The organism is Vibrio zhugei (assembly GCF_003716875.1).
Taxonomy (GTDB): Bacteria; Pseudomonadota; Gammaproteobacteria; order Enterobacterales; family Vibrionaceae; genus Vibrio; species Vibrio zhugei.
Genome location: NZ_CP033078.1, coordinates 2040469 through 2060800, shown reverse-complemented (window position 1 = coordinate 2060800; position 20332 = coordinate 2040469). Strand labels below are relative to the sequence as shown.

Below are 20332 nucleotides of genomic sequence, written 5' to 3'. Positions count from 1 at the left end.
ACAAGAATTAGAAGAATTGAATATGGACACAACACAAGAACGGGTATTTCAGGATGACATCATCTGCCAGATGGTGGCGAATGGCTGGGTGCAAGGCACGGGCGAAGGCTACAACCGCGAATCGGCGCTTTTCGAGGCGGATGTGCTGACCTTTATCAAACAGACGCAGCCGAAAGAGTGGGAGAAGTTCTGCAAAGTCTTCCCGACCGACTCAGAACGCCACTTTCTTGATGCCTTGGTTACGCAGCTTAAAAAAGCTGACGAGAACGCTACGGATCGTGCGTCACGCACCTTTGGTACTTTGGGCGTGTTGCGTCATGGTTTGAAAATCCGCAATGCCCGTTTTGAATTGTGTCAGTTTAAGCCCGAGCATCACCTCAACCCAGAAACCTTGGCGCGTTACCAGCACAACATCTGCCGGATTGTGCCAGAGCTGGTTTATAGCCCGTATGCCACGCAAGCGGAATTTGAAGTAACCGGCAAGCAAGCAAAACGCTGGCGCATTGACTTGGTGCTGTTCGTTAACGGTTTGCCTGTTGCGACTCTTGAATTGAAGTCCGAGTTCAAACAAGCAGTCGAAAATGCCATTGCGCAGTACAAACTGACCCGCTTACCGAAAGATCCTGCCACCAAAAAGCCAGAGCCGCTTTTGAGCTTTAAACGTGGTGCGTTAGTGCATTTCGCGGTCAGCCAGTATGAAGTGTACATGGCAACCAAGCTCGCGGGCACCGATACCTTCTTCCTGCCGTTTAACAAAGGCACGCATGATGGCGGTAAGGGTAATGACATTCCCGATCTTTCTATTCCAGAACAAGTAAATCGCTACGCCACCGATTACCTGTGGAATGAAGTATTAACCCCAGACAACCTGCTCAATATTATTGGGCGCTTTATCCATCTTCAAATCGAAGAAAAGGAAGACTGGGAAGGGCGTAAAACCAAGAAAGAGACTCTGATCTTCCCGCGTTACCATCAGTGGGATGTAGTCACCAAGCTGGTTAATGCCGCGATTATTGAGGGCACAGGTAATAAATATTTGATCCAGCACAGTGCGGGCTCGGGTAAGTCCAACTCGATTGCATGGACAGCCCATCAACTCTCGACCTTACATGATGAAAAGGGTAATAAGCAGTTTGATTCGGTGATTGTGGTGACGGACCGCACCGTATTGGATGATCAGCTCCAAGACACCATCTATCAGTTTGAACATGCTGATGGCGTGGTAGGGCGCATTAGCCGTAAAGAGGGGGATGGCTCGAAATCCGAGAAGTTGGCATCGGCACTGGAAACCTCGCAGCCGATCATCATCGTGACCATTCAAACCTTCCCCCATGTGTTAAAAGCGATTGAGAACTCAACATCATTGAAAACCCGCCGCTATGCGGTGATTGCCGATGAAGCGCATTCGTCACAAACAGGGGCAACCGCTCGCCAGCTTAAAGAAGTGTTGATGACCGATGAAGTGGACGATGATACGGAGCTGTCATCAGAAGACATTCTTGATGCCACCGTTGCAGCGCGTCGCGGCAGTGCCAACTTGAGCTATTACGCCTTTACCGCCACACCTAAGCCAAAGACGCTGGAGTTATTTGGTCGCAGGCCGGATCCCGAGCAGCCAGCGTCGAAACGTAATTTACCCGTGGCTTACCATATCTATTCCATGCGTCAGGCGATTGAGGAAGGCTTTATTCTTGATGTGCTGAAGAACTACACCAACTACAAGGTGATCTATCAGCTCAAGCAAAAACTGGAAGCGGAAGACAAAGAGGTCGATGCAGGCAAAGCCAAGGTGAAACTCAATAATTGGGTTCGCCTACATGACCACAATATTTCGCAGAAAGTGAAAGTGATTATAGAGCATTTTAAAAAGAACGTGATGGGCTTGTTAGGTGGTCAAGCTAAGGCCATGGTAGTGACCAGCTCGCGTAAAGAAGCGGTGCGCTACAAGCTGGCATTTGATAAGTATGTCTCTGAACATGGTTACGCGGGCATTCGCGCCATGGTCGCCTTTTCAGGTGAAGTGGAGTTTAACGCTGCTGACCCAGACAGCACGGCGTTTATGGAGCAAAAGTTCACGGAGCTCAACATGAACCCTGACCTTAAAGGGCGTGAAATGCGTAAAGCCTTTAACTCAGACGACTATCAGGTAATGCTGGTGGCCAATAAATTTCAGACGGGCTTTGACCAACCTAAACTCTGCGCCATGTATGTTGATAAAAAGCTCGCGGGTGTTGAGTGTGTGCAAACGCTTTCTCGGCTTAACCGAACTTATCCGGGTAAAGCCGAAGGCGGTACTTTCGTGCTCGATTTCTACAACGATCCGCAAGATATTCTTGATGCGTTCCAGCCTTATTATCAAGTAGCAGAGCTTGAGGATGTTACCGATCCTGACAAAATTTTCGATCTATCCGAGAAGCTGCGTGCCAGTGGTATTTTCCTATGGTCGGAGGTTGAGCAATTCGTTGAGACCTTCTTTACCAAGAACAAATCTAATGCGGCCATTAGTAATATCTGTAAGCCTGCGATTGATCGCTGGCGCAAGCGTTATACTTCTGCGGTAGAAGCATACATTCAGGCTAAGAACGTATTTGAGCGCACCAAGCAAACAGGCGATGCGGTGTTAATCGCTAATGCGGAGAACACCTTTAAAGAGTGCAAGCAGGAGAAAGACCGCCTAGAGATTTTCAAAAAGGATTTGGGCAGCTTTGTGCGCTTCTATGAGTTTATGTCGCAGATTGTGGATTACGACGATAAAGAGCTAGAGAAGTTGAGCCTGTATGCGCGTCACCTGCGCCCAATGCTGCGCGAAAAAGTCATTGAAGACGATGAGTTAGATCTGGGCAATGTGGTAATGAGTCATTACCGTTTGTCGAAGATCCGTCAACAGGACATTCAATTAAAGGAAAATACGCCTGAGTACAAGTTGCACCCAAGCAGCGATGTCGGCACAGCCAAACCAAAAGACAAGAAAGAAGAATTCCTGTCTCATATTATTGAGCGCTTGAACGAGGTGTTTGTCACCGACAACCTGACTGATAAAGACATGATCAATTATGCTTTTACGGTACGTGACAAGCTCACAGAGAACGCAACAGTTATGAGCCAAATCGCCAACAACACGCGCGAACAAGCCATGTTAGGCGACTTCCCGCGCGCCATTGATGATGCCATATTAAATAGCAATGAAGCACATCAAGATCAGATGATGCAATTGTTGTCTGACCCAAATAAAACCAAACAATTTGCGCGGGTTATCTTTGATATGTTGAGCGGTATAAAGTCATCCTAGAAAAAGTTTCAATATGAAGTTCAAGATATAAAGAGAAAAAGGGCGATAATTCATTGATTGTCGTTCCTTTTTACTTCAAATCATGACAATAAATTCAAAGGAAACCACTCATCGTGATGTAAATATGGAATGACTCACGCTTTTTTACTATTTTCTAGCGCTATTTTTAGCCTGCTCTTTTACACTACTGCCGTCATTCATTTTGCAACTAGGACTCTTTATAAGGTTGTTAGATGATTTAAAAGTAATCATTTTTAAGTTAGTTAGGTATAAAAATTATATCCTATCTGTAATCACCCCCTAAAATAGCGGCATACCATTTTAGAGTTCTTCAGCATACACTGAGTGAATCAGGGAGAACTTGCTATGAAAAAATCACGCTATACCGAAACACAGATCGTGAAAATTTTGAAAGAAGTCGAAGGTGGTCGCCTTATTAAGGAAGTCTGCCGAGAATACGGAAGATCTGATGCCACTTAATGACAACTGGAAATCTAAATATGCGGCATGGAAGCATCAGACGTCAACGTTATTGGAGAGAGCGCCGCCGCTTGCTTAATAGTTTACCCTTGGCGTATGAAGATTGGAGTTATTGATTCTATATTGTTTCGTTATGACGAGAATTATCCCGTAATTTGTTATGGAACGCATCCAATGAATGACCAAGACATTATCACTAAGGCAATTACTGAAGCTAAAAAAATGAAAAAGGCTCTGGCCAAGAAAATGGTGGATCATTTGCCACAGGAAGAGTCTGCCGTGTCAGTTTTTATGGCGGGTTCTCCGGGAGCAGGAAAAACCGAAACAGCACGTAATATGTTGAGCATTTTTAAAGCTCAAAGTGGCATGTCGCTCGTTCATATTGAAAATGATGAGCTTCGTAAAGAGTTCGCCGATTATCATGGTGATAATTCACCATTGTTCCAAAGAGCTGCTACTCTTCTGGTAGAGGCGATTCACGATCGTGCGTTACATAAGGACGTCAGCTTTATCCTAGATTCAACATTGTCTAGCTTTGAGAAAGCCAAAGATAATATCGAACGTTCTTTAAGGCGTGGGCGGTTTGTGCAAATTATTTTTGTCTATCAGGAGCCAGAACAAGCATGGCGCTTGGTTAAAGCTCGAGAGAGGGTGGAAGGGCGAAGAGTTCCAGAAGAAGTCTTCGTGACTCAGTTTATGCAATCACAACAAGTGGTTAGTGAATTAAAGCAAATATTTGGCTCTGATATCGACATTATGTTCATTGAAAAAAATATTGACGGTAAGAATGAAAGGCCTCATTTTAATGTAAGTGATATTGACGCATTGTTACGTAAAAAGTACAATCGCGAATCTCTAGAAACCATCGTCGGATTAAAACATTCATAAGGAGGAAAGGATGATCGGTACTAAACGTGAAAAGGTTAAATCCACACCTTTCTCTGATTTTATTCGTCATGCTTCATCAAGCGAGAAACGTAAACTCTTCGATAAAGTGGTAAGAAAAACGATTAAAGAACAGCAAGACATGATCGCAAAAGCAGATCAAAGCGTTTGCCGTTAAAAACCTAGCATAGAGTCTGATAAAAGCCGCATTAAGCGGCTTTTTTGTTTTATAGCATCAAGTAATTGTATTATGGTGCTCGAGATAATAAAAAAGCCACCCGAAGGTGTAATGCCGATCAGTTAAGACTAAAATGATCGGTTGAAGGATCCATCTAACGTGTCAAAATCCGAGTGTATTCATGCACTCGGATTTTTTTATGTTTTTAAGACAAGCACTTAACCAAGTACACAAATTTTCTGCTGAACAACTTTCGGGGTTATCTGACCTACTTTCCCCTGAACTCATTTCGCAATGTTTAGAAGATACCGGAATTACCACAGTTCGTAGACGAAGATTGCCTATGGAGATGATGGTATGGAGTGTCGTTGGGATGTCTTTATATCGTCACTTGTCTATGGAGAAAGTTGTGTCGAAACTGGATATCCTCCTTCCAGGTAAGAAGCCATTTGTTGCTCCAAGTGCCGTCATCCAAGCCAGACAACGGTTGGGCTCCGATGTCATGAAATCCGTTTTTACTCAAACACAGAAGATTTGGCATGATAAAACGCCTCATCCAGACTGGCATGGACTCACGCTTCATGCTGTCGACGGCGTCGTCTGGCGAACGCCAGATACGAAAGAAAACGGTGAGACATTCAGTCGGACTCGGAATCAAAAGTGCTCGTCCGAATATCCTCAAGTGCGCATGGTCTGCCACATGGAACTGACTAGTCATCTTCTAAATAGCGCTTCGTTCGATTCCACATCAACAAGTGAAGTGGACCTAACAACGGAGCTCATAGAGCAATCACCAGATAATAGCCTGACTATCTTCGATAGAGGTTTTTATGCGCTAGGGCTTTTACACCGTTGGCAGACAACAGGGACAGAAAGACATTGGCTAATTCCCATGCGTAAAGGGGCGCAATACACGACACTTCGCCAATTAGGACGTGGTCAAGAGCTGGTTGAGTTAACGCTATCCCCACAAGCGAAGAAGAAGTGGCACGATGCACCAGAAACACTCGAGGCTCGATTAATCACCAAGACGATAAAGGGGAAGGAAGTTCGGTTATTAACCTCAATGACAGATCCCTTGCGTTACCCAGGGCAAGACATAGCCGAGCTATATAGCCATCGGTGGGAAATCGAACTTGGTTATCGAGAAATGAAGCAATATATGCTGCAAAACACCCTAACCCTAAGAAGTAAAAAGCCTGAGCTAGTAGAACAAGAATTATGGGGCATGCTGCTGGCTTACAACTTACTTAGGTTCTTGATGTGCCAAATGGCTTACGATCAAAACAAGGTCATGCCTTACCAGATAGGGTTCAAACAAGCTTCGTTGTTCTTAATAGGGCAATTACAGCAACTGCCGTCAGTGGCACCGGGAAGGGTCCCGGAGGTGATGAATTACATCTTAGATATGGCTGAGAGTTTTACGCTGCCAGAAAGGAGAGAACGAAGCTATCCAAGAGCAGTAAAAAGAAGGCCCAGTCGCTATGCGACCAGGCCTTCTAAAAGATGTTAAATGCCTCTTAACTTACAAGCATTACACCCGAAGGTGGCTTTTTTAATGATTTGGTGGGCTGGCGGGAGTTGAAATGGTTTCTCACTTTTCATAAATTCAGTAACTTATAACGATGTTACCAATTTGGTGTTGCATCAAATGTTACATCAATTTCCTGCTTCAAAAGGAACTGAACCCGCGTCCATGTATTACTAAATCATTTAAAAATGCTAGCTTGTTATAGCAATTTAATCTAAAGCAAGAGCGCTGATACTGAGTATTTTACCCAGCCTCACCATCTATTAGTAGCGATTTTAACACATCGGGAGAAGACGGTAGCATTCCGACTTTTAAGCCAAATGGTTTGAATACCTTGTTGAGAATCTCTGTATTGTAGCTGCCCCGATCATTCTCTATATCTGAGAGTGTTTTTCTTGAGACATCGACAAGTCTTGCGAACACATCCTGTTTGAGTCCCAGTATATTAATGCGTAAACTTTTCAACGCTTGGCCTTGTGTTAGCTCTCCAAGCAATAAGTGTTTGATGATTTTGTTTGCCTCTGTTTTGCGTTCTGCTGCACTTACTGCTTTGGCGTTTTTTGAGGTTTTCGATCTAGTCGGAGTATTAAGTTGCGATCGTTCTTTGGTCGAATGAGTTGTATCCGTCCCAGTCTTGGGCTGATGTTGATTTCGCTTTGCTCTTAGACGAGCAACGGTATCTTGTACGGACTCTTTATTGCTTGGCTTATTCATAGTAGCCCCCATTTAGTGAGCTTTTCTGATATATGATTAAGTCCAACGGCTGGCATCTCTAAGATTTGTTCTGGTACTCCTCGTAATGCTAGTCTCTGCTTTAAATCAAGGCATTTACTTGCAGTAACCTCTAGTTCTTGTAATAACACTTCTTTTGGCACGAGATCAGATAAGGTGTCCGCTATTCCTACGAAGTCGTAAGTTCCGCCAACCTCTAGTGGGGCTTTCCATTTTGTTGTTCTTGGAATACCTTCAGGATCAGCTTTCATTGGTGCGAAGTCGTAAACGGGAGCAAGCTTTATGACTCCATCACCTTTTAAGAATGAAGTGTTTCTGCCATGGTTATCACTATTACCAAACAAGATGTTGAGTAGATCTCTCTTCACCCATTCAATGACGAAAGCTTGGGTATCAAACCTATACCCTTGGTGTTTAACCATATTGCTTTCAGTAATTTTTTCTATGAGAGTTCGGATTGTTGTTTCGTGATCAAGAGTGACCCCAGCGCCTTTGTTCAAAATGGAATACACAGATTCCATGCCAAATCTCTCTATTTGTTGCTCATTAATTTGAACGTCAAATCGAGGAAGCCACAAGGAAGGGTAGTTTAATCCTTCCTCCAAGCGCATACCGTCGGTGGAGATCGTTTCAACTCCCATTTCAGTTAGCTCGTGGTAGAAGTAGAACTCAGCTCTTAGAATATTACAGTCGATGGTGCTTCTTGAGCCTCTAGGGTACTTTACTAAGTAATGTAAGTCGTGGTTACTATTGTCATCTTGGTATGGATCAATCCATATTTTTTCGCTGCCAGATCCATGATCGAAACCACATCGGAGGATCAGCTTTGGCGCCTCACCTCCTGCCCCTGTTGCACCACCTGCGGCTGCCCCTCTTTGCTGTGCATAGTCGAGGAAATCACCTGCTCGATTTTTAACATCATCAACAGAGAAGTAGAGGTTGTCTGCTACTTCGTAGCGCTCAGGAAGAGAGTCTTTTATTCTTAAGTTACCAATAGGCGACATTGTGCCAAACTTGAGCAAAACATAGTCTTGTTCATCAGAACTAAGGTCTTCAATATCTAGGTGTTTGACCCAGTATCGTCTACTAGCGCCACTAGGCATAATATCGTCTAGAAACTTTAACCATCCAGGTTTACCCATGTCATCAAAAAAGAATGAGACAGGGTGGTTTAGTGACACCGCGTGAAAGTCATCTTTATCGTGATGTTCTAGCGCATAGTCGCTGAGGTAGTTGAGTTCAGTCACTCGGAAATTATGTTGGCTACTTTTAGGGAATGAGATGATACCAATATCTATCCATTCACCTCTGATAAAAGCTTGTACGGTTAGTTCTTCCATCGACAACACCTCTACTTATAAATGAGTAAAACTTTACTCTTAAAGTCATTTTTTTTCAAGTTATGAGTAAAAGTTTACACATTTATGTGTGGCGAGGTTCTTTATGAGTAAATGATTACGCATAGCTTGTAAGTCAAAATTGTTGATGAGCAGAATGGATTATTTTAGCTACGAAAGCTACGAAAGCTGCGATAGGGAGTGGGGAGTTAATTATTTGTTCAGTTATGCAGGTTGTTCATAATAAATGAACAGTTGCCTTAAATGAACAAAGTGAATGAGGAGATTAAGAATGGCTGCTACATACAAAAATACAGTTAATACACTTTAATGCGCGTAAAAGTGTTTGAACGTTACTTTTTAATGCGCGTAAAAGTGTTGTTTGCTGTGCAGATAGATGATGAACCTGTACATAATTCCTAGGGTCTTATTCACAAGGTGAGCAATTAGTGAAGTGAGAAAGCCCTAGCGGACTTTCAGATGCCGAAGTTTATTGCTGGCTAGCTCTTATAGGTAATGAGCTTTATTAGTAAGTAATCCACTGGCTAAGCGAACTGAACCCTTGGGGTTACAAATAAATGTGGTCCTACCGTCCGCAATGACTTTCTCTACTGCATCATGTTGATGTCCTGCCACCCAATACCTAGCTCTTGAGATCAACGCATTACTCAACCCTGCATGGTAGTAAGGAGCATAAACACTGTTGGCATTTGCTTCTACGGCGAAAGCTTCTTTGGAAGGAAGATGATGTGAAACAACAAGATCAACTTTTTCTGGGAGGTTATTAACGAACGCTTTGTACTGCTCTTCAATCATTTGATGGCTGATGTACTTTGTATCATTCATCAGTTCTGAGTACGCATCAATCAGTGCAGACGAGTATGTGTGGATAGGAAACCAAAGAGTTCCTCCATAAATGCGACATCCATCTAAATCTATTGACTCATTATCCAGAAAAAACAAATTCTTAGTTGTGTCACTATGCACCTTAAGCTTTGCTATTGGGGACGATCTACTGTCTGTGGAGCTTATTGAATCTTGTTTGTGCAGATAGCCAGAACGGTAAGATTTACTTTTACTGCTGTACCACTCGTGATTTCCTGCAACGAGGACAACGGCTCTAAAGTAAGAGCAAATAACATTTTTTACATACGCAATGCCATTGAGCGCATTGGCGGTATCACCTGCAATAATCAAGACAGCGTCATTATCGAAGTTATGCCAGAAGCTTCGATGGATGCCGTGTAAATCTAAGTGCAAATCAGATACCGCGTAAAATTTCAATTTATCCACCTAATAGGGGGTTGTAGAAGCCGAAGCCTCGGTTTCGAATAGTATATCTTGAGAAGATGCAGAATTGGCAAGCAGTTCATTTTGGAATAGCAAAAACTGCCCACTATTGCTTTTCTCCATTAGCTATGTGAATGCTATTTAACTTGAGCCATGCTTTCTTCAGGAAGATAGGTACAAGCGAAAGTACAGATGAACATCACAGGCGTGGGTGATTAAAACTAGCAAAATCACGCAATCTTAATTAATCTGATCTCATAATTGTTAGATTTTGAGATGAAAATCATGTCAGGTAAGTATTTATCACCGCCAGAGTGTCCGTTTAGGACGATTGGTGACGTTTTGTTTGAGATTGGTAATCAAGGGCTTAACCCTAATGACTATGCAGATTTCATCAATCCATTATCTGATGATTACCATTCATTTAATGAGTTTAGGCGTAGGGTAAAGTCTGGCTTGGAAGTCAAGTATTGTTGGTGGCTAACTCGTTTGTCCCGAGATAGAACTTTGATTGAGCTAACACCATTAGAAGACAAGCCATTGCCTCCTGGCTTACCTGAACAAGTGATTCAAGCACTATTAAACTCTCCTGACTATATACAGCATTGCAGATACAATAACTTGCACGAGTTTGGTCGCGTGTTATCACAGATTGATCGACATACTACGCATAGCGCTATGCTGGGTATCCTAGAGCAAATTGGTGAGCGGGCGCATTTTGAGCATTTAGCGAATAACCTTGTGGATGATGAAGCGATATCGAGTAGTCAATTGGAGGGCGCTGCTACGACGACAATCCTTGCGAAAGAAATGATTAGAAAAAAAAGGAAGCCTCGTACTGACGATGAACGAATGATTTTTGGAAATTTTGACTTAATGCAAATCGCTTGGGAGCTTAGGGATGAACCGTTCAGCATTGAGTTAATCAGAAATTTACACAGCGCTGGAACAAAAACGCTAGAGCAAGAAAAATATACCTCAGGCTTATTTAGAGCGACGGATGATGTTGCGGTTGTTGATGCTGAAGGGGAGGTTGTTCATCAACCACCTAAACACGATGACATTGAAAGGTTGCTCACTCGGGTCGTGAATTGGTTAAATGCTAATGGCAGCGGTGTTCATCCTGTTATTCAAGCCATCACACTTCACTTTGTCATCGGTTATGTTCACCCGTTTCGAGATGGTAACGGGAGAGTCGCTAGGGCTTTGTTTTACTGGTATATGTTTAAATCTGGTTATACAGGCTTCCGTTATATTGCGATATCTGCATTGCTTAAAAAAGCTCCAATTCAATATGGTATGAGCTATCTAGATACGGAGCACGATAACTTAGACCTAACGTACTTTATTAAATATCAGCTGAAAGTTATCAGTCGCGCCATTGATGAGTTTGTTTCCGTTTATGAACGAGCGGCACATCGAATGCAGGAGTTGGAAGAGCGATATTCTGGTTTAGAAGATATTGAGAGAAAGATCATCGGGTTTGTGTCTGGTGAGCCTCGTTACCGTAAAAAGCCAACGGTAACAGCGAGGGAAGTCGAAAGTTTACTAGGTATTAGCTACAACAGCGCGAAGCAAAAACTTGACGGTATGGCTACAGCAGGAATTCTAAAATCTGAGAAAATTGGTAAATCCACAGAATATTTCTTAGCGTGAAAATTGAAATTTGAACAAGGCACCGTGTTCGTTTGAATTGCCACTAAGATTTAGACACTAACTTTTAGTGTCTAAATCTTAGTGGTTTGTAACTGTCTGAAATTAACTGTTTTTCTTGTAAAGAATTAAGATTTTTACTGAAGAAACTTCTAAGAGGCTGGCGAGAGTGTAATTGTGCTACAGCTGTGTGTACGGCAGGCATTTTTATGAGCGAGGCTGATAGGAAAAACGAGGCTAAGGCTACAAGAAGTGATAACGAGCAAGCTGAATCAAAGGATAGTGAGGTTGCGCTAAATGGATTTCTTGGCTTGCTTGATCACGCTATCTCTACCAATACTGATAAGCTGGTTGAAGTAACTGAAGTCCTCAAAATAGAACTGGAAGAGAGCGTCGGTGACTACCAATTTGGCCTAGACGGGAAGTATTAAGAACAATCACCATTCGAGTCTGCACAGCATAAAGCTGTGCTAAGTAAGCGGCATGCGCCGCAGAAACGAGTGGTGGACATCATGCACAATAGCTTTCTTGCAGTGTATTCTCTAATTCTTTGCCGAGAATAATCTCAAAGTCAGTAAATACAGCAATAGGGAGGCAAGCGCTGCCTTTTTCCACGAACTGGATGAATCCTTTTGATGATAAGTCATCGAGTGTTCGTGAGAGTTCGCGGATATGATGACCGCTAATCTCTGCAAGCTCAGCTAGATTTTCAGGCTTTTCTCTACTGATCAGAAGCATTAATTCGATATTCTCATTACATAGTAGCTTTGAAGCTTCATTTAGTGACGTGAACCAAAAAGTGGGGAGATTCTTGCTATAGTTAATGTTGCCTGCGGCCAAATTAATCATATGCCTACGAATGAGATCTTCCGATGCAACCCCAATGCGAGCTTTCATGAGTATCCTTCTCAGAACGAAGTAATAGAACCCTAGTGTATACGACGCTGTTCTGAAAGAAAAAGTGGATAGTTATAATTGCTATGCGAATGGATGCCACTTTCATGATCGAGAGGTCAAGAGAAACAACGATGTCCAATTCTCATCGAACCCCTTTCGATTCAGCGACCTAAGGTCTACGAGCGATCTCTAAAAGCAAATTTCTATGGTCTAGGAGTGATCCTCTCCTGATGGATGCGACCATAACCTATTGTATTTAAGTTATTATTTCTTAAAAAGGATCTTGGTCTACGTGCGATATCAAGAAGCAATTTTCTGTGGTCTACGAGCGATCGTATCCATAAAAGCCGAGGTGCAGGAGCGAGCAGAACGAGATACGTGAGTGGTTAGAGAGAATAGAAGAACAACTATACCAAAGTACTATAAATACTCATTAACTCACTGATAATAATAGAAATTATAATATTTTACGATCACGTAACCTTTGATCGATCATAAACATCGTTGGGTAACGATTCAAAAATATATCTTAGAGGTCAAGGAAAACAACGATACCAGAGGACGCCACTTTCATGATCGAGAGGTCAAGAGAAACAACGATGTCCTATTCTCATCGACCCCCTTGCGATTCAGCGACCTAAGGTCTACGAGCGATCTCTAAAAGCAAATTTCTATGGTCTAGGAGTGATCCTCTTCTAGATAGGTATGTCTTTAAGTTATTGTATTTGATTTATTATTTCTTTAAAGGATCTTGGTCTACGTGCGATCTCAAGAAACAATTTTCTGTGGTCTATGAGCGATCCTCTCCATAAAAGCCCAGGTGCAGGAGCGAGCAGAACGAGATACGTGAGTGGTTAGATAGAATAGAAGAACAACGATGCCAAAGTACTGCACATGGTCATTAACTGACTGATAGTAATGGGAATTGTGATATGTTGCGATGACGTAACCTTTGACCGATCATAAACATCGTTGGGTAACGATTCAAAAATCTATCTTAGAGGTCAAGGAAAACAACGATACCAGTGAATGCCACTTTCATGATCGAGAGGTCAAGAGAAACAACGATGTCCTATTCTCATCGAACCCCTTTCGATTCAGCGACCTAAGGTCTACGAGCGATCTCTAAAAGCAGATTTCTATGGTCTAGGAGTGATCCTCTTCTAGATGGGTGTGTCTGTAAGCTATTGTATTTAATTTATTATTTCTTTAAAGGCTCTTGGTGTGCGTGCGATCTCAAGAAACAATTTTCTGTGGTCTACGAGCGATCGTATCCATAAAAGCCAAGGTGCAGGAGCGAGCAGAACGAGATACGTGAGTGGTTAGATAGAATAGAAGAACAACGATGCCAAAGTACTGCAAATGGTCATTAAATCACTGATAGTAATGGAAAATGTGACATTTTTCGATCACGTAACCTTTGACCGATCATAAACATCGTTGGGGAAGGTTCAAAAATCTATCTTAGAGGCCAAGGAAAACAACAATACCAGACGACGCCGCTTTCATGATCGAGAAGTCAAGTGAAACAACGATATCTGAATAGCCACCGATTTTATAGACATGCTTCGGTTAGACTCGTTTCTGCCCCAAAGTTTGTCAGAGCTTGTTTCTTAAATAATGCCGCCAGTCGCTCTTCAGCTTACTTTTCCTAATGTCATAATGATCTTTGATGAGTTGTAAATGAGACTCATAAATTCGTTCACAATGGGTGAAACAGCACATTGGTATGTTCCGCCTGGTTGCATATCGTGGGCTAATTATTAAACTAAGCTACTTAAAATGCAGCTTACACTAAACGAGCGACTACACATGCAGTCCAAAAAACAGAATCTTATTAGCAAAGCGTTGAAGCTCAGTATTATTGGGTATGGTTGCGTATTGCTTGTTTGTTCTCTACTTATCCTTTCTTACTTTCTTGAGTTGGAATGGATTTATCGTCCAGTCGCTAATGGTCCCGCGACTCATCCCTTGACCACTATAATGCTACTAGTGTTGTCACTAGCTGGTGTTTTAATAAGAACATCGACTAAGTGGGCTGGATTTTTATTAGTCTTTGCTGGTATTTGTTTGGTTACACGTCTTCAGCAAGAATTGACGGGAAATAACATTGTCGATGAAATCCTTAGCCTGAATGCTACTTTTTCCCACTTACTAAACATGTCTGCACCGATGAAAATGGGTAGTAACACCACATACATGCTTAGCTCCATCTTCATTGCATTGGTTTTCATGTTAAGGCAACGGTTTTGCTACCTCACACAAGTGATAGCGATTTGCTCCATTTTTTTACCACTACTATCGGTGATCGGATACCTCTACAACGTTGATAATTTTTATGGCCAAATGTCTCCTACAACGACTGTATTAGGAATGGTGCTGAGTATTTCAACCATATGCTTAGAGTCTAACAAAGGCATTGTACACGCATTGCTTGCTCCTACTTTTGGTGCCCGTATTGTTCGTTGGCAATTGATTATAGGTGGGGGGATATTCTTAGTTGGTGGGTACACAATCACTCATATACAAGAACAAGAAAAGGCGATTGCTCTATATGTCGTTTCAGTATGTTTTTGTTTCATTCTCATTATGTTAGTAAGTGCGGTGTCATATGAGCAGTATGACAAGCAACGGAGAGCATTAGAAGAAGAGCTTTCTGTTAGCGCTATTACGGATAAGCTAACGAATGTAAATAATAGAATGGCCTTAGATAAAGATATGAGCCTTCTTGTAAACAAACGTCCAGAACAAAAAAAGGAAATTTCAGTTTTATTGATAGATGTCGATCATTTTAAGACATTTAATGACACATATGGGCATTTAGTTGGTGATAACGTGCTTAAAACGGTTGCTCAGACCTTAAAGGCTAATATACGTAATACAGATTCTGTATATCGCTACGGTGGTGAGGAGTTTGTTGTAGTGTTATTGCAGTGCGAACTACATGAAGCTGCCCAGATAGCGGAGAAGCTTAGAAAGAAAGTATGTGAAAAAAATTTAAGTCCTATCTTGGAAGTAACTTCACACACACACATTTCGGTATCAATTGGTTGTTCTAGTTTATCTCAAGCTAATAGTGCTGATGAGGTTTTCAAACTAGCTGACAAGGCTTTGTATACAGCAAAAGAAAATGGTCGCAATCAAGTCTGTATTGGAGAAATAATCAATAAATGCCAATTTGGAACGTGATGCATCCCAGTTTTTATAATCTAGTCACGTTGAATACTATTTTGCAATTGGACACAGTTAATGCTCCAAATGCTAACTTAGCAAATCATCAACCCCGTTTTGTCCAGCCCCTTCACAGTGCACAAGCACTAGTAGGGCCGCGCAACTCAAATTTGCCCCAAACCTTGCTAGCAATGATGATTCGTTCAATCTCATCATGGAAGTTTGAACTAGATTTTGTTATCCAAGTGATGCCTCAAGGTATGGGTTTTGTTAGTTTGACTAATGAGTTAGTATGAGATAAATTGTTAAATTAAGGCTGGATGGAAGCCTGCTCACTCCAATAAGGCAAACTCTTTCGAGAACCATAACCCTAAATTATATATTTTTTTCTTATTTATTTCGGCGGGAAGAAGAAAATTAGGAGTGGATTTACTTAGCTTTTCGTCTAGGTATATAAGATCATGAATATTACTCAATCTTTCATTTCAAATGTCAAGAAATTAGCTAAAAAGATTCAAGTTGAACTAGGTGTTAAGCACACCCAAGCACTTGAATTAGCAGCACGAGAAGTTGGCTTCCCTAACTACCATTCACTATTACAGCATTCGAAAAAAGCTAACAATCATAGAGCTAATATAGTTAATGCAAATAAAGGTATGGATGGGGTTAATCAAGAGTTCGCTATGGCTCAGGGGAATAGAGGTAAACAGCTTAATCCAAATCAAAACAGCTCTCTATTGGTTATATTTGATGATGATTTGATGGTAAATGAGCTAGAGTATGAAGGCACCACTCCCAAACTTATTAGACGTAACTTTAAGGCCGAGTATCTCGATAAAGGCTTTGCAACCGATATAGGTGCAAGGATACTAAGTTTCGCTGAAGTTAAACACCGTGACTTGGATATAGGCTATGGTTCGCAATTACACCAGTGGGGATACATCTGTGTTGAGTTCTTACGAAACAGAAACAATCCTTGGACTATTGAAGACGCTAATGAAATTGCGAAAGAGCGCATAGGTTCGAAATTTGGCTCTTGCTACCGTGAATTCTTTTTCATCGATGGAGAATATGTAAATAACCATGTCTATGATGAAAGAACTACAGCATTAGACCTCGAAAACGATAGACAGTACCATCCAGCAATCGATGGCTATCATGACAACTATAGCTAAGTGTTAACTTAACTAGTCCACTTTGAGTCAGTTGTTCTTCCTAGCTGACTCATCATTGCCCCATTTCTTGTTACCACTATCCCTTTCTAAGTTGTAAGAAAGTCATTTTCAATACTTGAACTTATGAAAGGCAAGACCAGAACTCATCGCTTGTCCTTTTTCCTACACTGACAGAACTGTTAGTAACCGAATGAAATATATTGTTTTAGTTGGATTTTGGATATGTATCACTGAAATTGTCCATATGCTGGCTATGGTTGAGATAGTTGGAAAATCAACCATATGCGGATAGACACGAATGATTAATGGTATCAGTAAGATAAAGAGCCTTCGTTCGTTTGGAATCTACGAGAACCATACGAATGTTGGGTGTGATGAGTTTGTGAGGTTTAATCTTATTTATGGATGGAACGGCTCTGGAAAGTCAACGCTTTCAAGATTGTTTAGAAGTATTGAGAATAAGTCTTTGAATAGCTTGTCGTATGAAACTCCGTCTTTTGATATTGAGTACAGTACTGACGGAACGAATGTAAATACTTTGACACAAGCTAATATCGAGACCAATCCACTCAACGTTCGAACGTTTAATAATGACTTTATTCAAGAAAACATTGATTGGAGCGGTACGGTTAAGAGCATACTTCTAGTTGATAAACAGAAAATCTCAGAGCGTAAGCAACTTGACCAAAAGAAAAATGAGTTGAAGCAAAAACGAGAGGAGTCGAAGAGTGCCACCAAGACCGCCAGTGATTTAGAAGCCGAAATTAATAAGTTCCTCTCAGATACGGCGAAGAGCATCAAGATAAGCTTGAAAGTGATTGGAACAGATGACCGTAAGTATTTGAACTACAACAAAACGTCACTTGAGAAATTAATCACTTCCGACCCAACGGGGGTTAGTGACACAGACTCAGTACTTTCAGAGGAAGACATTGTTCATCATACGAAATCTGCCTCTCCTGTTGAAAAACCAAAAATTTCTTTGTCGATTTCACCTATACAAACAGACTTTTTTGAAAGTGATTTTAATGCACTGAAAGCATTAATGCAGAAGACCGCTGTAAATGAGGTAATAGATTTTTTAAAAGAAAACCCTGATGTCCAAACGTGGGTGTCTACTGGTATAAGTTTGCACGAAAAGCATGAATCAAATGAGTGTCACTTTTGTGGAAGTACGCTAACTGAGTCTAGGTTGACTTCGTTGAATAATCACTTTAGCGAGGCCTTTAAACTGTTAAAGGAAGAAATTGCGCAAGCTGACAAGTACTGCAAGTCGTTACCAGAAATCGATCTTCCAGCTGTAGATTCTTTTTTCGAAGAGTTTCAAGCTGCTTATAAAAAAGCTATAGCTCCACTCGACGAAATTAGAAGAAAAGTTTCAGACATTGTAAAGGGCTGGGAAGATTGCCTCGTCCAGAAAACAAATGACCCTTTTGATGTTTCTATGGTAGTTGTAAATGTCCCTCAGAGTCTTATTGATGAATACAACAATGCTGTTGAAAGTATCAATGCTTGTGTGAAAGAGCATAATGACAAGTCAGGTAATTTCCAAGCTGTGACAGCGACACACAAACAAGCTCTTGAGCTACATTATGCTGCGGAGAAAGTTATTGATTTCGACTATGACATGAAGAAAAAGGCGTTAAAAGCGGAGCAGGATAAAGCTAAGAAAGTAAGTGATGAAATTACAGCTATCAATACAGAGGTAGTAAGGCTTGAGGCTGAGCTGTCAAATGAATCTATTGCGGTAGACCCTTTCAATGATGAGCTTGCTAAGTTCTTGGGGCGTACAGAACTTAAGCTAGAGTTTGATGCTAAAGAGAAAGGGTACAAAATATCTCGTAATGGCACTGGTAAGCTGGCTAATAACTTGAGTGAAGGTGAGAAAACAGCAATAGCATTCGTGTATTTTGTGACAAAACTTAAAGAGCATGATAACGATATCAAAGAAACTATAGTGGTTGTTGATGACCCAGTATCTAGCTTTGATTCAAACCACTTGTTCCATTCGTATTCATTTTTGAAAAAGCACTGCGAGAACGCTAAACAGCTATTTGTAATGACACATAACTTCTCGTACTTCAAGTTAGTCAGAGATTGGGTACTCAAGAAGAATAAATTCCCCAAGGGTAAAGACCCAATAATTAAATCAAGAGCATATACAATTGAAAGTACGTGTGACGGTGTTCGAAAATCTAAAATTGTAAGTGCTGGCGGTACGTTGACGGAGTACAACTCTGAGTATCACTACTTATTCTCAAAGCTGTATTCATTCAAAGACAAAGCGAATTTGGATCTTGATGAAGTATACCTGTGCGCAAACTTATCGAGAAAACTACTCGAATCATTCTTGTGCTTCAAGCTCCCTAAGAAGAGAAGTAACTTTAGGCAGTTGGTAGATGATGGTACGCGAGGGTATTCAGATATCAAGTCAGAGGATGTTGAAAAAGTATATCGCTTTATAAACAAGTACTCGCATAACCAAGAGATAGAACTGGAAGATAATGCAGATAACTTGTTAGGTGAATCACCCGCTATTTTGAACACAATCCTAGACATGGTTAAGACAATAGATGAGCACCATTACAATGAAATGGAAGCGGTAGTAACAGCTTAAGGTTGGTTGATTGCGTTGTTCACGTCTTGATGCAACGTTATACCCTCCAGTGAATTACGAGGAATTATGGCAAGAATTTGGTTTTCTCCTGGTGACCTTGCCGATCATCTCCATGAGATAATAGGTTACAAAGCAGGTTTAGCTAGTTCAATTGAACAGATGTGCGATTTACTGTCAGGTACTGGATATGCTGATGATATATTGAGATCTGAAGGTAATGGGCTTGCTATTCGCTCTGAAGATTACGAGGATTTATATTACCAACTTTTATATAAGGTTGGTGTTACTGATACCCCAAGACAAGGATTGTTTACACAATCACAGTTCTTCATAAGAGCAATGAAAGAAAAAGGTTTAGATTACATTACTGATCTTCAAAATATTTACAGTAAACATTATAGACTGGGTGTAGAACTAGCAGTAAAAAACGGTCAAAGCTCTGTTGATCCTATGCCAATGCTAGCTGAAGCAATGGAAAGGTACGGAAAAACTGGAGCGAGTGACCTTATTGAATTGATGAAAATGTACGACGCTCATTTTCAGAATAGCCCTCATACTGCAGGGAGGTGGGAAGAATGGAAAGATATAGTCGATCTAAATGATTTATTCGAGAAACATCAACCTGTAGTTTCACATGGCACTTTCTTAGATCAACGCTTCATCAATTACCTGTCGAATAACTTGGCTAAATTGGGTGAAATCCACTGGCGAAAATTCGAAGAATTAATTAGTGAGTGTTTTAGTCAATCAGGATATAAAGTTGAACTTGGACCTGGTACCAATGATGACGGTGTTGATGTTCGTGTTTGGAATGATTCTGCTCAAATACACCCTGAATTTATCATTCAATGCAAACGGTATAAGTCGAAGATCGATAAAGTAACAATAAAAGGCTTATATGCAGACGTTTTAGAAGCGAAAGCAACAACGGGCTTACTAGTTACCACATCAGAATTTAGTCCAGGGGCTAGGACTACTATTTCAGCTCGAAGCTACCCAATTAAGGAAGTTAATGGGGAAAAGGTTTCTGAATGGATAAAAGCGCTGAGAACTCCAGGTTCAGGAGTTATCAGGATATAACATACAACTATAGCTTC

Annotated in this window: 14 protein-coding genes and 1 pseudogene; 11 read left to right on the top strand and 4 right to left on the bottom strand. The window is 41.3% G+C overall.

Annotated elements, in window-relative coordinates; genetic code table 11:
• Window positions 1-22: 22 nt before the first annotated feature.
• The 5 genes and pseudogenes from EAE30_RS14800 (at window position 23) to EAE30_RS14785 (ending at window position 6345) form a co-directional block, all read left to right on the top strand.
• Window positions 23-3289, top strand: a complete 3267-nt coding sequence (locus EAE30_RS14800; protein WP_199287057.1) for a type I restriction endonuclease subunit R — start codon at window positions 23-25, stop codon at window positions 3287-3289.
• Window positions 3290-3655: 366 nt separating this feature from the next.
• Window positions 3656-3814, top strand: a pseudogene (locus EAE30_RS14795) (transposase); the annotation flags it as partial.
• A complete protein-coding gene (locus tag EAE30_RS14790; RefSeq protein ID WP_241967670.1) occupies window positions 3797-4657 on the top strand; it encodes a zeta toxin family protein in 861 nt (286 codons plus the stop codon). The pseudogene EAE30_RS14795 and the gene EAE30_RS14790, both read left to right, overlap by 18 nt.
• Window positions 4658-4667: 10 nt before the next feature.
• A complete protein-coding gene (locus EAE30_RS18790) occupies window positions 4668-4832 on the top strand; it encodes a hypothetical protein (protein WP_164711872.1) in 165 nt (54 codons plus the stop codon).
• Window positions 4833-5031: 199 nt separating this feature from the next.
• Window positions 5032-6345, top strand: a complete 1314-nt coding sequence (locus EAE30_RS14785) for an IS4 family transposase (RefSeq protein ID WP_123017299.1) — start codon at window positions 5032-5034, stop codon at window positions 6343-6345.
• A 261-nt stretch (window positions 6346-6606) separates the two neighbouring features.
• Here the strand turns inward: EAE30_RS14785 and EAE30_RS14780 are convergent, their stop codons facing one another.
• The 3 genes from EAE30_RS14780 to EAE30_RS14765 all read right to left on the bottom strand — a co-directional run bounded on the left by EAE30_RS14780 (window position 6607) and on the right by EAE30_RS14765 (window position 9716).
• Window positions 6607-7089: a helix-turn-helix transcriptional regulator gene (locus EAE30_RS14780; protein WP_114793718.1), complete on the bottom strand. Its 483-nt coding sequence runs from the start codon at window positions 7087-7089 to the stop codon at window positions 6607-6609.
• Complete coding sequence (locus tag EAE30_RS14775; protein WP_162808813.1) at window positions 7074-8435, bottom strand: type II toxin-antitoxin system HipA family toxin; 1362 nt, start codon at window positions 8433-8435, stop codon at window positions 7074-7076. Before EAE30_RS14775 ends, EAE30_RS14780 begins: the two co-directional genes overlap by 16 nt.
• A 504-nt stretch (window positions 8436-8939) precedes the next feature.
• On the bottom strand, window positions 8940-9716 hold the full coding sequence (locus EAE30_RS14765; RefSeq protein ID WP_114793720.1) for a metallophosphoesterase: 777 nt from the start codon (window positions 9714-9716) through the stop codon (window positions 8940-8942).
• A gap of 291 nt (window positions 9717-10007) precedes the next feature.
• On the opposite strand from EAE30_RS14765, the gene EAE30_RS14760 reads away from it, so the two are divergent.
• Together EAE30_RS14760 and EAE30_RS14755 are read left to right on the top strand one after the other, a co-directional pair.
• Window positions 10008-11378 carry a Fic family protein gene (locus EAE30_RS14760; RefSeq protein ID WP_114793723.1) on the top strand — a complete coding sequence of 457 codons (1371 nt, stop codon included), beginning with the start codon at window positions 10008-10010 and terminating at the stop codon, window positions 11376-11378.
• 206 nt (window positions 11379-11584) lie between these two features.
• The gene (locus EAE30_RS14755) at window positions 11585-11806 is read left to right on the top strand and encodes a hypothetical protein (protein WP_114793721.1); all 222 of its coding nucleotides are present in this window, start codon (window positions 11585-11587) and stop codon (window positions 11804-11806) included.
• A gap of 79 nt (window positions 11807-11885) precedes the next feature.
• Here EAE30_RS14755 and EAE30_RS14750 read toward each other — a convergent pair whose 3' ends face one another.
• Complete coding sequence (locus EAE30_RS14750) at window positions 11886-12272, bottom strand: HVO_A0114 family putative DNA-binding protein (RefSeq protein ID WP_030000950.1); 387 nt, start codon at window positions 12270-12272, stop codon at window positions 11886-11888.
• A 1812-nt stretch (window positions 12273-14084) separates the two neighbouring features.
• Between EAE30_RS14750 and EAE30_RS14745 the strand changes: the two genes are divergently transcribed.
• The 4 genes from EAE30_RS14745 (at window position 14085) to EAE30_RS14725 (ending at window position 20315) form a co-directional block, all read left to right on the top strand.
• Window positions 14085-15461, top strand: a complete 1377-nt coding sequence (locus EAE30_RS14745; protein WP_164711871.1) for a GGDEF domain-containing protein — start codon at window positions 14085-14087, stop codon at window positions 15459-15461.
• 443 nt (window positions 15462-15904) lie between these two features.
• Complete coding sequence (locus EAE30_RS14735) at window positions 15905-16618, top strand: hypothetical protein (protein ID WP_025607893.1); 714 nt, start codon at window positions 15905-15907, stop codon at window positions 16616-16618.
• A 298-nt stretch (window positions 16619-16916) separates the two neighbouring features.
• Complete coding sequence (locus EAE30_RS14730; RefSeq protein ID WP_123016601.1) at window positions 16917-19235, top strand: AAA family ATPase; 2319 nt, start codon at window positions 16917-16919, stop codon at window positions 19233-19235.
• Window positions 19236-19301: 66 nt separating this feature from the next.
• The gene (locus EAE30_RS14725) at window positions 19302-20315 is read left to right on the top strand and encodes a restriction endonuclease (protein ID WP_025501041.1); all 1014 of its coding nucleotides are present in this window, start codon (window positions 19302-19304) and stop codon (window positions 20313-20315) included.
• Window positions 20316-20332 lie beyond the last annotated feature (17 nt).

Coding starts and splice junctions, on each gene's coding strand:
- EAE30_RS14735 (WP_025607893.1), top strand. CDS start 15,905: ATGAATATTACTCAATCTTTCATTTCAAATGTCAAGAAATTAGCTAAA.
- EAE30_RS14775 (WP_162808813.1), bottom strand. CDS start 8,435: ATGGAAGAACTAACCGTACAAGCTTTTATCAGAGGTGAATGGATAGAT.
- EAE30_RS14800 (WP_199287057.1), top strand. CDS start 23: ATGGACACAACACAAGAACGGGTATTTCAGGATGACATCATCTGCCAG.
- EAE30_RS14785 (WP_123017299.1), top strand. CDS start 5,032: ATGTTTTTAAGACAAGCACTTAACCAAGTACACAAATTTTCTGCTGAA.
- EAE30_RS14755 (WP_114793721.1), top strand. CDS start 11,585: ATGAGCGAGGCTGATAGGAAAAACGAGGCTAAGGCTACAAGAAGTGAT.
- EAE30_RS14730 (WP_123016601.1), top strand. CDS start 16,917: ATGATTAATGGTATCAGTAAGATAAAGAGCCTTCGTTCGTTTGGAATC.
- EAE30_RS14750 (WP_030000950.1), bottom strand. CDS start 12,272: ATGAAAGCTCGCATTGGGGTTGCATCGGAAGATCTCATTCGTAGGCAT.
- EAE30_RS14780 (WP_114793718.1), bottom strand. CDS start 7,089: ATGGGGGCTACTATGAATAAGCCAAGCAATAAAGAGTCCGTACAAGAT.
- EAE30_RS14790 (WP_241967670.1), top strand. CDS start 3,797: ATGGAAGCATCAGACGTCAACGTTATTGGAGAGAGCGCCGCCGCTTGC.
- EAE30_RS14745 (WP_164711871.1), top strand. CDS start 14,085: ATGCAGTCCAAAAAACAGAATCTTATTAGCAAAGCGTTGAAGCTCAGT.
- EAE30_RS18790 (WP_164711872.1), top strand. CDS start 4,668: ATGATCGGTACTAAACGTGAAAAGGTTAAATCCACACCTTTCTCTGAT.
- EAE30_RS14760 (WP_114793723.1), top strand. CDS start 10,008: ATGTCAGGTAAGTATTTATCACCGCCAGAGTGTCCGTTTAGGACGATT.
- EAE30_RS14725 (WP_025501041.1), top strand. CDS start 19,302: ATGGCAAGAATTTGGTTTTCTCCTGGTGACCTTGCCGATCATCTCCAT.